Source organism: Domibacillus aminovorans (assembly GCF_001643235.1).
Classification (GTDB): domain Bacteria; phylum Bacillota; class Bacilli; order Bacillales; family Domibacillaceae; genus Domibacillus; species Domibacillus aminovorans.
Genome location: NZ_LQWY01000067.1, coordinates 188,925 through 202,460 on the forward strand (window position 1 = coordinate 188,925; position 13,536 = coordinate 202,460).

16 protein-coding genes are annotated in these 13,536 nt (G+C 43.5%); 15 read left to right on the forward strand and 1 reads right to left on the reverse strand.

The window, feature by feature from the left end; all coding sequences use genetic code 11:
- The 12 genes from AWH49_RS16780 (at position 1) to spoIID (ending at position 10,182) form a co-directional block, all read left to right on the forward strand.
- Positions 1-393, forward strand: a complete 393-nt coding sequence (locus tag AWH49_RS16780; protein WP_034287486.1) for an ATP synthase subunit I — start codon at positions 1-3, stop codon at positions 391-393.
- Position 394: 1 nt separating this feature from the next.
- A complete protein-coding gene (atpB, locus tag AWH49_RS16785; protein ID WP_018394856.1) occupies positions 395-1,117 on the forward strand; it encodes a F0F1 ATP synthase subunit A in 723 nt (240 codons plus the stop codon).
- 78 nt (positions 1,118-1,195) lie between these two features.
- Entirely contained in the window at positions 1,196-1,408 is a 213-nt protein-coding gene (atpE, locus tag AWH49_RS16790) for a F0F1 ATP synthase subunit C (protein WP_018394855.1), read from the forward strand.
- A 333-nt stretch (positions 1,409-1,741) separates the two neighbouring features.
- Positions 1,742-2,260, forward strand: a complete 519-nt coding sequence (atpF, locus tag AWH49_RS16795) for a F0F1 ATP synthase subunit B (protein ID WP_063966805.1) — start codon at positions 1,742-1,744, stop codon at positions 2,258-2,260.
- On the forward strand, positions 2,257-2,799 hold the full coding sequence (locus AWH49_RS16800; RefSeq protein WP_034287481.1) for a F0F1 ATP synthase subunit delta: 543 nt from the start codon (positions 2,257-2,259) through the stop codon (positions 2,797-2,799). The genes atpF and AWH49_RS16800 overlap by 4 nt, the downstream gene beginning before the upstream one ends.
- Positions 2,800-2,846: 47 nt before the next feature.
- On the forward strand, positions 2,847-4,355 hold the full coding sequence (gene atpA / locus AWH49_RS16805) for a F0F1 ATP synthase subunit alpha (RefSeq protein ID WP_018394852.1): 1,509 nt from the start codon (positions 2,847-2,849) through the stop codon (positions 4,353-4,355).
- A gap of 81 nt (positions 4,356-4,436) precedes the next feature.
- The gene (locus AWH49_RS16810) at positions 4,437-5,297 is read left to right on the forward strand and encodes a F0F1 ATP synthase subunit gamma (RefSeq protein ID WP_018394851.1); all 861 of its coding nucleotides are present in this window, start codon (positions 4,437-4,439) and stop codon (positions 5,295-5,297) included.
- Positions 5,298-5,360: 63 nt separating this feature from the next.
- Complete coding sequence (gene atpD, locus AWH49_RS16815; protein ID WP_018394850.1) at positions 5,361-6,779, forward strand: F0F1 ATP synthase subunit beta; 1,419 nt, start codon at positions 5,361-5,363, stop codon at positions 6,777-6,779.
- 23 nt (positions 6,780-6,802) lie between these two features.
- Positions 6,803-7,210 (forward strand): F0F1 ATP synthase subunit epsilon, encoded by a 408-nt coding sequence (locus tag AWH49_RS16820; RefSeq protein ID WP_063966633.1) that lies wholly within the window; start codon positions 6,803-6,805, stop codon positions 7,208-7,210.
- 81 nt (positions 7,211-7,291) lie between these two features.
- A complete protein-coding gene (locus AWH49_RS16825) occupies positions 7,292-7,528 on the forward strand; it encodes a DUF1146 family protein (protein ID WP_018394848.1) in 237 nt (78 codons plus the stop codon).
- A 311-nt stretch (positions 7,529-7,839) separates the two neighbouring features.
- Positions 7,840-9,129 carry a UDP-N-acetylglucosamine 1-carboxyvinyltransferase gene (gene murA, locus AWH49_RS16830; protein WP_063966634.1) on the forward strand — a complete coding sequence of 430 codons (1,290 nt, stop codon included), beginning with the start codon at positions 7,840-7,842 and terminating at the stop codon, positions 9,127-9,129.
- Between the two features lie 84 nt (positions 9,130-9,213).
- On the forward strand, positions 9,214-10,182 hold the full coding sequence (gene spoIID / locus AWH49_RS16835) for a stage II sporulation protein D (RefSeq protein ID WP_063966635.1): 969 nt from the start codon (positions 9,214-9,216) through the stop codon (positions 10,180-10,182).
- Between the two features lie 18 nt (positions 10,183-10,200).
- Here the strand turns inward: spoIID and AWH49_RS16840 are convergent, their stop codons facing one another.
- Positions 10,201-10,626, reverse strand: a complete 426-nt coding sequence (locus tag AWH49_RS16840) for a VanZ family protein (RefSeq protein ID WP_063966806.1) — start codon at positions 10,624-10,626, stop codon at positions 10,201-10,203.
- A gap of 381 nt (positions 10,627-11,007) precedes the next feature.
- Between AWH49_RS16840 and AWH49_RS16845 the strand changes: the two genes are divergently transcribed.
- The 3 genes from AWH49_RS16845 to mreB all read left to right on the forward strand — a co-directional run bounded on the left by AWH49_RS16845 (position 11,008) and on the right by mreB (position 13,444).
- Entirely contained in the window at positions 11,008-11,697 is a 690-nt protein-coding gene (locus AWH49_RS16845) for a M23 family metallopeptidase (protein WP_157723768.1), read from the forward strand.
- A gap of 162 nt (positions 11,698-11,859) precedes the next feature.
- Positions 11,860-12,117 carry a sporulation transcriptional regulator SpoIIID gene (spoIIID, locus tag AWH49_RS16850; protein ID WP_026221770.1) on the forward strand — a complete coding sequence of 86 codons (258 nt, stop codon included), beginning with the start codon at positions 11,860-11,862 and terminating at the stop codon, positions 12,115-12,117.
- A gap of 322 nt (positions 12,118-12,439) precedes the next feature.
- The gene (gene mreB / locus AWH49_RS16855; RefSeq protein ID WP_063966636.1) at positions 12,440-13,444 is read left to right on the forward strand and encodes a rod shape-determining protein; all 1,005 of its coding nucleotides are present in this window, start codon (positions 12,440-12,442) and stop codon (positions 13,442-13,444) included.
- Positions 13,445-13,536 lie beyond the last annotated feature (92 nt).

Consider the following 13,536-nt stretch of genomic DNA (forward strand, 5'->3'; position numbering starts at 1 on the left):
ATGTCAGAACTCCAGCATTCCATCAGAAGGCAGAGAAAGTATTTATTTTATCTTCTTTCACTATTTTTTCTCGGATGGGGTTTTACGTCAGCACAAAGCATTTATGGGGGGTTAATCCTCGGTACTGTACTAAGCATGTGCAATCATTGGCTTATATCAAGGCGGATCTTGAGCTTTAGCTTCGCGGTTGAAGGTGAACAAAAACCGCCGAGGCTAGGTACATCTATGCGAATCGCTACTGCCGCATTGGCAGCGATCATTGCCCTCCGAAACCCTGAACAGTTTCACATCATCAGTACCACTTTGGGATTAATGGCTGCTTATGCAGTGATTATGATAGATTTTGGAATCCAGCACTATATAAAACGTATGAACCGGAAAGAGGTGAAATAGTTTGCATCACAAATCTCCATTAGTCGATCTCGATTTATTCGGGCTGACACTGACTTTTAACCTGGCCAATGTGTTAATGATAACAATTGCCAGCGTAATAGTGTTTCTGATTGCGTTTGTTTCCACACGCACACTGGCTATAAAGCCGACAGGAATGCAAAACTTTATTGAGTGGGTAATGGATTTTGTTAAAGGAATTATAAAAAGCAATATGGACTGGAAGACAGGCGGTCAATTCCACATTCTTGGAATCACATTGCTTATGTACATTTTTGTTTCCAATATGCTTGGCCTTCCGTTCTCAGTCGTCTACAACGATTACTTATGGTGGAAATCGCCGACAGCTGATCCGCTTGTCGCAATGACACTTGCCGTTATGGTAGTAGGGCTGACCCATTTTTATGCGGTCCGTATGAAAGGATTCTCAGAGTACGGAAAGGATTTTTTCCGTCCAATGTCTTTTATGTTGCCGCTAAAATTGATTGAAGAGTTTGCCAATACGCTGACGTTAGGCCTGCGGCTTTATGGGAACATTTTTGCTGGTGAGGTTTTGCTTACCTTGCTGTCAGGTTCACTGGCAGTCGGTGTGGGCGGTCATTTGGCAGCCATTCTGCCGACTCTTGCATGGCAAGGCTTCTCGTTGTTTGTCGGTGCCATACAGGCATTTATTTTTACAATGTTAACGATGGTTTACATCTCACATAAAGTGAGCCACGACCATTAATCATAATTAGCTGCTCAGCAATGAATAAACATTTTCTGAGTAAATTAAGCTTTTAAAAATAAGGAGGAAAAATTTACAATGGGTATATTAGCAGCAGCAATTGCAGTTGGTTTAGCGGCCGTTGGTGCCGGTGTCGGTAACGGTCTTATCGTTTCAAAAACAATTGAAGGGGTAGCTCGTCAGCCTGAAGCACGTAACACTCTTCAAACAATCATGTTCATCGGGGTAGCTCTTGTTGAGGCGATTCCAATTATCGCGGTTGTTATCGCGTTCATGGCACAAGGTCAGTAAAAAGCTGGAAAGGCGCTTTTTTAAGCTGATTCATGAAATAGACAGCAGCGTCTTTATCTTGCTACATATAAAAGTTGACCTGAAGATAACAAAAAATGGCAAGTGATCTCCCCTGCTCGGCTCGTCATCGTATGGCTGCCGGCAGGGACTCCGATCATTTGTGTTGGTTCAAGCAGATCAAGGATAGGAAAAGCCCCGGAGTCAAATCCGGCTGGCCTTCTGTATGGCGAAGATCACATTCTAATGCGAACCTTCGCCATTCCTTTATGTAAAAAAAGGAATGCATTGTTTTTCCCAGCTGGGAATGAACCTGTTGAAGGGAGTGAGAAAATCGTGACAACAAATTCATTTGTACTTGGATCAGGTGCCGGCTTTAATACCGGTGATGTCTTTTTCCAATTGATTATGTTTATTATTTTGCTTGCACTGCTGAAGAAGTTTGCATGGGGACCGCTTATGGGCATTATGCAGCAGCGTGCAGATTTTATTGAATCTGAAATCAAAGAGGCGGAAAAAAGCCGTACCGAAGCAAATCAGTTATTGGAGCAGGCGCGTAATGATGTGAAAGCAGCCCGCGCTGAAGCACAAAACACGATTGAAAATGCTAAGAAATTGGCAGAAGAACAAAAATCGGACATTCTGGCAGCAACTCGTGCCGAATCGGCCCGTCTAAAAGAAACAGCGAAGCTTGAAATCGCTCAAGAGCGCGATAAAGCAATGGACGCGCTTCGTGAGCAAGTGGCTTCACTTTCTGTTATGATTGCATCGAAAGTGATTGAAAAAGAACTTTCAGCAGCAGATCAGGAAAAAATGATTAATGATTATATTAAAGAGGCAGGGGAAGGGCGATGAGTAATTCCGGAGCGGCAAAACGCTACGCGACAGCGCTTTATGAGCTTGCCGATGAGCAGGGTAAAACAGCGGAAATCGAGCAGGAACTTGGTGTGGTAAAACAAGTTTTGAATGAGAATCCGGACCTGTTTGCTGTTCTTGAATCACCAAAACTTTCTGTCAAAAACAAGCAGGTGCTGATTCAATCCGCTTTTGCGAAGGCCTCAGCACCTGTTGTCAATACATTGACACTGCTCGTGCAGCGCCACCGTACAAACGAACTGACGGTTGTCTGTGATGAATATCTGCAATTAGCCAATGAAAAAAGCGGCACTGCGGAAGCAATCGTCTTTTCTGTACGCTCGCTTTCGCCTGCAGAAGAAACAGCGATTTCCTCTGTTTTTGCCCGTAAAGTCGGCAAGCAAACATTACGCATCAAAAATGTGGTAGACCCGGACCTTTTGGGCGGTTTGAAAGTTCGAATCGGCAACCGTATTTACGATGATAGTTTACGCGGTAAACTAAACCGTATTGAAAAGAAATTAACGACAAATTTATAAATTTAAAAAGAAGCCGTTTGCTTCTAAAAAATTAAGGGGTGACATGCATGAGCATCAAAGCTGAAGAAATCAGTGCGCTGATAAAAAAGCAAATTGAAAACTTCCAGTCCGATATGACCGTTAGCGACGTCGGTACAGTCATCCAGGTTGGGGACGGTATCGCACGTGCTCATGGCCTCGACAACGTAATGGCGGGAGAACTTCTTGAGTTCTCAAACGGTATTATGGGTATGGCTCAAAACTTGGAAGAAAACAACGTGGGTATTATTATTCTTGGTCCTTACACAGGTATCAAAGAAGGCGATGAAGTGCGCCGTACAGGCCGCATCATGGAAGTACCGGTTGGCGAAGAGCTAATCGGCCGCGTTGTAAATTCTCTTGGCCAGCCAGTCGATGGTCTTGGTCCGATCAATACAACAAAAACACGTCCAATCGAAAGCCCGGCAACAGGCGTAATGGCTCGGAAATCAGTTCATGAACCATTGCAAACGGGAATTAAAGCGATTGACGCTCTTGTGCCAATCGGCCGTGGTCAGCGTGAGTTAATTATCGGTGACCGTCAAACAGGTAAAACGACAGTAGCAATCGATACAATCTTGAACCAGCGTGATCAAGATATGGTTTGTATCTATGTGGCAATTGGCCAAAAAGAATCAACAGTACGTAATGCAGTTGAAACACTGCGTAAACATGGTGCGCTTGATTACACAATCGTTGTAACAGCATCAGCGTCATCACCGGCACCAATGTTGTTCCTTGCACCGTACACAGGCGTTTCAATGGCGGAAGAATTTATGTTTAACGGCAAGCACGTTTTGATCGTATACGATGATCTTTCAAAACAAGCAGCAGCTTACCGTGAGCTTTCTCTTCTTCTTCGCCGTCCTCCAGGTCGTGAAGCTTACCCTGGTGACGTCTTCTACTTGCATTCTCGCTTACTTGAGCGTGCAGCAAAATTGAACGATACTCTCGGTGCAGGTTCGATTACAGCACTTCCATTTGTTGAAACACAAGCAGGTGACATTTCTGCTTATATTCCAACGAACGTTATCTCAATCACAGACGGACAAATCTTCTTACAGTCTGACTTGTTTTTCTCTGGCGTACGTCCAGCGATTAACGCGGGTCTTTCTGTATCACGTGTTGGTGGTTCAGCACAAATTAAAGCGATGAAAAAAGTAGCAGGTACACTTCGTCTTGACCTTGCTGCCTACCGTGAGCTTGAAGCATTTGCACAGTTCGGTTCAGATCTTGATGCGATTACACAATCAAAATTGAATCGCGGTGCCCGTACAGTTGAAGTATTGAAGCAAGATTTGAATAAACCACTTAAAGTTGAGCGCCAAGTTGTTATTCTTTATGCATTGACACGCGGCCATCTTGATGATATTCCGGTTTCTGATATTACTCGTTTCGAAGATGAACTGTTGCATTGGCTCGATAAAAACCACACAAATGTGTATGATCATATTCGCACAACGAAAGAACTTCCGTCTGATGATGAGTTAAAAGCGGCAATCAGTGAGTTTAAAAAATCGTTTGTGAAATCCGAATAAAAAGCAGAATGAGGGCGGTACCGTCAATCGGACGTCCGCTCTTGTCTGCGTCATCTAACACAAAAAGGGTGGTGAGAGAAAGTGGCATCGTTACGCGATATACAAACACGTATTACATCGACAAAAAAGACGAGTCAGATTACGAAAGCCATGCAAATGGTATCTGCTTCTAAATTAAGCCGTGCAGAATCGAACGCAAAGTCATTCGTTCCTTACATGGACAAAATTCAAGAAGTAGTAGCGTCAATTGCCCTCGGCAGTAAAGATGTAAGACATCCGATGCTCGTCTCCCGCCCCGTTAAAAAAACCGGGTACCTTGTGATTACATCGGACCGCGGTTTGGCGGGAGCCTATAATAGCAGCATTTTACGTTCGGTTTATAAAAAAATTCAAGAACGTCATACGTCAAAAGATGAGTACGTAGTCATTGCGCTTGGACGCGTTGGCCGGGATTTTTTCCGCATACGCGGCATTGAAGCCATTGAAAGTACTATAGGTCTTCCAGATCAGCCATCTTTTGCAGATGTAAAAGAGATTGTACGTAAAACCGTCGATTTGTTTTCTGAAGGTATGTATGATGAGCTTTACATGTATTACAGCCATTTCGTCAATGCTATTCAGCAGGACGTAACGGAGAAAAAGGTCTTGCCTTTGACTGATATTCAATCATCTGGCGGCCGTCTTTCTTCATATGAATTTGAACCGTCTCCAGAAGAAATTCTTGAAGTCTTGCTTCCGCAATATGCAGAAAGCTTGATCTACGGAGCCCTTCTTGATGGGAAAGCGAGTGAGCACGCTGCGCGTATGACCGCTATGCAAAATGCAACGGATAACGCGAAAGAGCTTATCCGCTCGTTAACACTTCAATACAACCGTGCGCGCCAGGCAGCAATCACGCAAGAAATTACGGAGATTGTTGGCGGAGCAGCAGCACTCGAATAGAAGAAAAGGGTGGGTAGGCTTTGTCCTGCTCACTATATATTTAGTAAAACAGGAGGGAAAAAGATGAACAGAGGACGCGTTCTTCAAGTCATGGGTCCGGTCGTTGACGTTAAGTTTGAAAACGGTCAACTTCCTGCCATTTATAACGCCTTGAAAGTGCAAATCGGCGCTGAAGCGGGTGAAAAAGCTTCTGAACTGACGCTAGAAGTAGCAACGCACCTTGGCGATGATTCCATCCGCGCAATCGCGATGGCATCAACAGATGGCCTTCAACGTAACCAGGAAGTAATTGATACAGGCAGAGCGATTTCCGTGCCGGTTGGTGACCTTACACTCGGCCGCGTATTTAACGTATTAGGTGAGACAATCGACTTAGCAGAACCAATTGAGGCGGATGTACGCCGCGACGCGATTCACCGTCTGGCACCTACGTTTGACCAGCTTTCAACAGAAACTGAAATTTTGGAAACAGGTATTAAAGTTGTTGACCTTCTTGCCCCTTACATTAAAGGTGGTAAAATTGGTCTCTTCGGTGGTGCCGGCGTAGGTAAAACAGTATTAATTCAAGAATTGATCAACAACATCGCACAAGAACACGGTGGTATTTCCGTATTTGCAGGTGTTGGTGAGCGTACTCGTGAAGGAAATGACCTTTTCTATGAGATGAGCGATTCTGGTGTTATTGCGAAAACAGCGATGGTGTTCGGTCAAATGAATGAGCCGCCAGGTGCACGTATGCGCGTTGCCTTGACAGGTTTGACAATGGCTGAATATTTCCGTGATGATCAAGGACAAGACGTATTGTTCTTTATCGATAATATTTTCCGTTTCACGCAAGCAGGTTCTGAAGTATCTGCCCTTCTTGGCCGTCTGCCATCAGCGGTAGGTTATCAGCCGACACTTGCAACAGAAATGGGTCAGCTTCAAGAACGTATCACGTCGACTAATGTTGGTTCTGTAACATCTATCCAAGCAATTTATGTCCCAGCCGATGATTACACGGATCCAGCACCAGCGACAACATTCGCCCATTTGGATGCGACAACAAATCTTGAGCGTAAACTTTCTGAAATGGGTATTTACCCGGCAGTTGATCCGCTTGCGTCTACATCACGTGCCCTTTCTCCTGAAATCGTAGGTGAAGAGCATTACAGTATTGCGCGTGCGGTTCAGCAAACATTGCAACGTTACAGAGAATTGCAAGATATTATTGCGATCTTAGGTATGGATGAATTGAGTGAGGATGACAAACTGACTGTATCACGCGCACGCCGCATTCAGTTCTTCCTGTCACAAAACTTCCACGTTGCTGAGCAGTTCACAGGTCAAAAAGGATCTTACGTACCTGTTCAAGAGACAGTACGTGGATTCAAAGAAATTCTCGACGGCAAACACGATAATCTTCCTGAAGATGCATTCCGTCTTGTCGGTGGCATTGATGAAGTTGTTGCAAAAGCACAAGAGCTGAGTGCAAAAGCTTAATATAGGGATCAGGAGGTTTAGCTATGAAGACATTTAACGTCAATATCGTCACTCCTGACGGCCCGGTAGTGGATACGAACGTAGAACTCCTTAGCGCGAAAGCTCAAAGCGGCGAGCTCGGCATCATGGCCGGCCACGTGCCGCTGGTCGCTCCCTTACAAATCGGAGCTGTCCGCCTTGTTTTGGGCGACAAAAAATCCGAATTGGTCGCTGTCAGCGGTGGCTTTCTCGAAGTTCGTTCTGATCAGGTAACGATATTAGCGCAAGCTGCTGAAAAAGCGGAAAACATTGATATTGCCCGTGCAAAAGAAGCCAAAATGCGTGCAGAACGCTTTTTGCAGGACAAACAGGATCAAGTCGATTTGAAACGAGCCGAACTTGCATTAAGACGAGCGACTAACCGTCTTAATGTGTACGAAGGCAAACTATAAGAAAAGATAAGCTGTCCATCGTTCTGGCGATTGGGCAGCTTTTTTATCGCAGATTAACTTGTAAGAAAAGGAGGAAGTACGATGCTTGAATCGTTTGGACAGGAAGCGCTTATTAGCATGATTATGAGCTTATTTTTCATCGGTTTGTCTTTCTGGGCACTGCAGGCGATCCGCTTTGAAAAGTTACTTCGTAAAAACCAGATGGCACGGGCGCGTCTTCTTTATTTATTGCTTGCGACGACAATTGGTTCGACCGTTAGCAATTTCTTTCTTGACTATTTTATATGGTCCCGTCAGCTGCCGCTTTTATTACCATAAAAAATCAATATGTGAATGTACTTGCCTTTTTGGGAAAAATTATATAAGTTTAAGTGAGAAGAGTTTGTGAAAGATCATTCATTTTGGTTTGCCGTGCATTTATATGGGAAAATAAAAAAAGGATGGTTTACTTAAACAGCTTCACAAATTATCTACAATTTGTGCTTAATTTCACTTGTGAATAACCGGAATAGGATGGTAAACTTGAATAAGTTTTGTCGAAATGATTTGCAAAGACATTGGAAAGAGACTGGAACGTCAGTCCATTGATTTGAATATGTATAATAGAAAAGAGCGCGGAGGGGAACAGTTTGGACAAAATTATCGTCCGCGGCGGCCGTCAATTGAACGGTTCCGTCAAAGTTGAAGGTGCAAAAAATTCGGTGCTGCCTGTACTTGCAGCAACGATGTTGGCTAAAGAAGGAAAATGCGTCATTCGTGACGTGCCCACTTTATCCGATGTATATACAATTAACGAAGTGTTGCGCCACTTAAATTGCGAAGTAACATTTGAAAACAATACAGTGACAATCGATGCTACGAAACAACTTTTAATTGAAGCGCCATTTGAATATGTTCGAAAAATGCGCGCGTCTGTCCTTGTGATGGGCGCACTATTAGCCCGCAACGGAAAAGCACGTGTAGCTTTACCGGGCGGTTGTGCAATTGGCTCGCGTCCCATTGATCAACATTTAAAAGGGTTTGAAGCGATGGGTGCGGAAGTCCGTGTTGAAAATGGATTTATTGAAGCGGAAACAGATGGACGTCTCAAAGGGGCGAAAATTTATTTGGATTTCCCAAGCGTTGGAGCGACTGAAAACATTATGACAGCTGCTGCTCTTGCAGAAGGCACAACCATCCTTGAAAATGCCGCAAAAGAGCCGGAAATCGTTGATCTTGCCATCCTTATTAACAAAATGGGCGGCAAAGTTGTCGGTGCCGGAACGGAAACGATTCGTATTGAAGGTGTGGAAACACTTCAAGGTACGGATCACGTTATTATTCCTGATCGTATTGAAGCAGGTACATTTATGACAGCTGCAGCGATTACAGGTGGAAACGTACTAGTTGAAGGTGCAGTGGCTGAGCACATGTCTTCATTGATTGCAAAGATGCGCGAAATGGGCGTCCAAATTATTGAAGAAGACAATGGTGTTCGTGTTATTGGACCGGAAAAAATGAAGTCTGTCGACATTAAAACAATGCCGCATCCAGGCTTCCCGACTGACATGCAATCACAAATGATGGCACTTATGTTGAAAGCAGAAGGAACAGGAGTCATTACAGAAACGGTTTTTGAAAATCGGTTCATGCACGTCGAAGAATTCCGCCGCATGAACGCAAATGCAAAAATTGAAGGCCGTTCCGTTATTATTGACGGACCATCTGACTTACAGGGAGCGGAAGTCGCTGCAACTGATTTGCGTGCAGCAGCAGCACTTATCATTGCTGGTCTTGTGTCAGATGGGTATACACGTGTAACCGAGCTGAAACACCTTGACCGTGGATATGTGAATTTCCATGGCAAGCTAGCTTCACTTGGCGCCGATATTGAACGTGTATCGGAAGCAGTTGATACGCCGATCCCGGTGGAAAACTGAATTTATTTCTAATTCTATTTTTGTTTGAAGAAGCCGTCTGTTCACGCAGGCGGTTTTTTGTGTGTAGTCATAATTAGTATAGTCATGCATATCCCTTTTTATACAGCAGGGAGGGATTTTGTTTTGAAAAAAGCGCTCTATCTTTTTCTTTTTATTCTTATTGTTACGATTGCGATTCCAGCTGTCGGTCTTTTTTTAACGGAAGAAAAAACAATTCAACAAAAAGAAGAAGCGTCACCGTCAGTGGACGTTGTACGTTCTGATTCGCAGGAAACAGAATCTGTTCTTCTGGAAGACTATGTGGTTGGTGTTGTCGCTGCTGAAATGCCGGCAACATTTGAAAAAGAAGCGTTAAAAGCACAGGCTGTCGCAGCTAGAACTTTTATGTTGACGCAGACGCTGGCCGGCCTTAAAGTAACCGATACAGTTAACGATCAAGTATTTAAAGATGAAGAAGAATTAAAAGAAACATGGGGAACACAATTTGAAAAAAACAAACAAAAGATAGAAGAGGCGGCGAAAGAAACAGAAGGAGAAGTACTTGTTTATAACGGTGAACCGATTACTGCTGCTTTTTTTTCATCAGGCAATGGAAAAACGGAAAATGCTGAAGAATATTGGCAATCACCACTTCCATATTTGATTAGTGTTGAAAGTCCATGGGATGAGGCGGCACCAAATTTTGAGCAGGACGTCGTTATTCCGCGAGCCGAAGTGGAAGACAAACTAGGTGTCTCGCTGCCGAAATCGGGTGAGGTGGGTACTGTTACTGCTCGTACGGCAGGCGGACGCGTCGGGGAAATCCAGATTGGCGGAAAAAGCTTTACTGGACGTGAAATGAGGGAGACACTTGAACTGCCATCAGCCGATTTTCAAATGTTTGTTAAAGGAGAAAACGTTGTAATGACGACGAAAGGATATGGACATGGCATCGGCATGAGTCAGTACGGGGCAAATGGTATGGCAAAAGAAGGGAAAAAATATACTGATATTATGACACACTATTATCCAGGTACTTCTATTGAATCTATAGACAATTTTTTTAAAAAATAAAAAACACGTCCGCTGCCTCTATTGCGGACGTGCCCATTCACTGAATACGGCCATCCAGCGGCCGATACGTGAATTTTTTTCGAAATACATATATTTAACGATTGTGAAGGCAATAAATATGCCGGTTACATCTTTAATCGCATCAATTAATGTAGCCGAACGATACGGGATAAATGCCTGATGGATTTCATCCGCCAGCCCGTAAAACGAAGCAAATATCGCAGCAGCCAAACTAATAAACGGCGTCAATTTCCCATTCGCTAAAAATGCATAAATAATCAGCACGTATAAAATCGCAAACTCGACAAGATGAAGAGACTCTTTTAAAAACTGGTCCACTGTATTATTCGGCAAATCCATAATCGTATCATGCGGAAGACCTGACATGGCCCAGATAGCCATCATGTAAACGACAGGTGCCGCAATTGATAATAATCGAATCATTTTTTTCACTTCGACACCCCGCTCATTAGTTAATATTATATTGATTTTACCATTTCATCGCAGTGCATTCTCTTTTGTTTGTGGCGTTTTTTTTACAGATTTCCCCCAATGGGAAGGCCTACTCCTTTAGGCGGGCTGAAAGTAAGGCCGAACCGGGCGTGTTTTATCACACGTGAATGGTTCGCCCTTTTTTAAGGTGAAGAGCGTATTTTTCGCGAAAAGAACATATATTCTTATGTAATAATCTTATAAAAGGAGAATGGAGACCAAACATGTTTGTCACGCGTTCCTTTCAAATTCCCTATGATCAACACCTAAAAGAAATATTGTGCCGCATATGTATAAAAAATCCCAAGCGCGTCTACAATGCGTGATGAGGTGATGAACATGAATGAGGGCGGCAAAAAACCACTCCCCCCAAAATTGAAAGACTTTTTTAAGAAAAGACGAGCACTACCAGCAATCTATCTCGCTTGCGCCATTTTACTTATTTCCAGTCTTATGATGTATGAAGTGATGAATGGTGAAAAGGATGAAGTATCTGTCACGAATTCAGCACCTGCTTCAAAAGAATTTGATGACTCAACGATCAGTGTAAATGGTGAGAAGGGTCCCGAGGAAAAAATGAGCAAGCCATCTGAAGCAGACGTTACGGTTAAAACGTCATTTTATGATGAAAAAGCAACAGAAGGTGACCAACAAAAAGCGCTCGTTGTTTTTAACGACACGTATTATGAAAGCTCAGGTGTTGATTACGCACTAGAAAACGGTAAAAAATTTGACGTCATTGCACCGCTGTCTGGCAAAGTTACTGATGTAAGGGAAGACGCATTTTTAGGTAATTATATTGAGATTGATCATGGAAAAGGTGTTGTGACGACATTCCAGTCCATAGCAGATATTCAAGTGAAATCAGGAGACAAAGTGAGTCAGGGTGATAAAATCGGGAAATCTGGCAGAAGTTTAATGAATGAATCGGCAGGCGTCCACGTCCATTTTGAAGTTAAACAGAATGGCGAGACGCTCAACCCCGATTCACTATATGGAAAAGCGGTCTCCCAATGGAAATAACCGTTCATATTTCCTGGGAAATGAGCATATGGTAGAAAAAAGGAACGGGGCTTCTAAAAATGAGACCGCCCCGAAATAATGAATAACGATGCCTACTTGCTCACATCAACAGAAGATACGTCTCATTTCGCCCGTCCCGGTTCCGGTGAGGGAGGCGTGCATGTGCGCGATTACATCAAAGAAAGAGCGCTTAATATCGGAGAGTACATCGTTGATACAAACAAAACAGTCCGCGATATCGCAAAAGAATTCGGTATCTCAAAAAGCACAGTCCATAAAGACTTAACCGAGCGGCTGCCGGGCCTCAGCCCAGAACTCTCAGCCCGCGTCGAACATATTTTACACTACCATAAATCGATCCGGCATTTACGCGGTGGAGAAGCAACGAAAGAAAAGTGGAAGACACTTGATCATCGGTGAAACGTAGTACATGAACAGCTGAATTAGTTGTTTCTTTGCCTTTTGAGATGGGTAGACAACGACTGCGAATCGGATAGCGTCTGGAACCGGACGAAAGAAAAATAGTCATCCGTAAATTGAATTTTCCATCCCGCCACATAAAGGCGGGATTTTTCTATTTTGTGGGAAAATATGTAGATTTATAATGGTTATGAATCTCTCGTATTTTCCGAATGTTCCTCGATGATTTCATCCATTCTTACGTGTTTATATGGTAAAATAAAACTTTGAAATAAAACACCTATAAGAAAATAGATAGAGAAAACTCAGGAGGAAATAGATCATGTTATCTAAAGATATTGGAATTGATCTCGGGACAGCAAACGTACTTATTCATGTAAAAGGACGGGGCATTGTGCTAAATGAACCATCTGTCGTTGCCCTTGATCGTAATACAAATAGAGTACTCGCTGTGGGAGAAGAAGCGTATCAAATGGTCGGCCGGACGCCAGGACATATCGTAGCAATTCGTCCGCTGCGTGATGGCGTTATCGCCGACTTTGATGTAACTGAATCCATGTTGAAACACTTTATTGACAAATTGAATGTAAAAAGCTTGTTGTCCAAGCCGCGTATTTTAATTTGCTGCCCGACACAAATTACAGCAGTCGAACAAAAAGCTATTCGTGAAGCAGCAGAAAAAAGTGGCGGGAAAACGATTTATCTTGAGGAAGAACCGAAAGTGGCTGCGGTTGGCGCTGGCATGGAAATTTTTGAACCGAGCGGTAATATGGTCATTGACATCGGAGGCGGCACAACGGATGTAGCCGTCTTATCACTCGGTGCGATCGTGACAGCAGAATCTATTAAAGTAGCCGGTAACGCATTTGATGCTGATATTATGAGCTATGTGAAAAAACAATATAAACTGTTGATCGGTGAGCGCACAGCAGAAGCGATCAAAGTAAATATTGGCACGGTCTTTCCGGAAACGCGCAATGAAGAAATGGAAATCCGCGGACGTGACATTATGACAGGACTTCCACGTGTTTTAACGGTAAGCTCTGCTGAAATTGCAGGAGCACTTCGCGAGTCGGTTATGCAAATTGTCCAAGCATCAAAAAATGTCCTCGAAAAAACACCGCCTGAGCTGTCGGCTGACATTATCGATCGGGGCGCTATGTTGACGGGTGGAGGAGCTTTGCTGCATGGCATGGACCAACTCCTGATGAACGAACTGAAAGTACCTGTATTTGTCGCTGAAAACCCGATGGACTGTGTCGCAGTCGGCACTGGTATCATGCTGGACAATATGGACCGTCTTTCTTCCAAAAAACGACGTAAATAGTGAAACAGGGCCATTCAAGATATAAAGATGGCCCTGTTTAATTTGTCTCATTCTGCATTATTTTCTATTAATTACAGCTTTATGTATTGTAT

Bases quoted from the DNA above. Each gene is read 5' to 3' on its own strand.
- atpA (WP_018394852.1), top strand. From the start codon at position 2,847: ATGAGCATCAAAGCTGAAGAAATCAGTGCGCTGATAAAAAAGCAAATT.
- AWH49_RS16800 (WP_034287481.1), top strand. From the start codon at position 2,257: ATGAGTAATTCCGGAGCGGCAAAACGCTACGCGACAGCGCTTTATGAG.
- AWH49_RS16840 (WP_063966806.1), bottom strand. From the start codon at position 10,626: ATGATTCGATTATTATCAATTGCGGCACCTGTCGTTTACATGATGGCT.
- spoIID (WP_063966635.1), top strand. From the start codon at position 9,214: ATGCATATCCCTTTTTATACAGCAGGGAGGGATTTTGTTTTGAAAAAA.
- AWH49_RS16820 (WP_063966633.1), top strand. From the start codon at position 6,803: ATGAAGACATTTAACGTCAATATCGTCACTCCTGACGGCCCGGTAGTG.
- AWH49_RS16825 (WP_018394848.1), top strand. From the start codon at position 7,292: ATGCTTGAATCGTTTGGACAGGAAGCGCTTATTAGCATGATTATGAGC.
- AWH49_RS16780 (WP_034287486.1), top strand. From the start codon at position 1: ATGTCAGAACTCCAGCATTCCATCAGAAGGCAGAGAAAGTATTTATTT.
- atpD (WP_018394850.1), top strand. From the start codon at position 5,361: ATGAACAGAGGACGCGTTCTTCAAGTCATGGGTCCGGTCGTTGACGTT.
- AWH49_RS16845 (WP_157723768.1), top strand. From the start codon at position 11,008: ATGAACATGAATGAGGGCGGCAAAAAACCACTCCCCCCAAAATTGAAA.
- atpE (WP_018394855.1), top strand. From the start codon at position 1,196: ATGGGTATATTAGCAGCAGCAATTGCAGTTGGTTTAGCGGCCGTTGGT.
- mreB (WP_063966636.1), top strand. From the start codon at position 12,440: ATGTTATCTAAAGATATTGGAATTGATCTCGGGACAGCAAACGTACTT.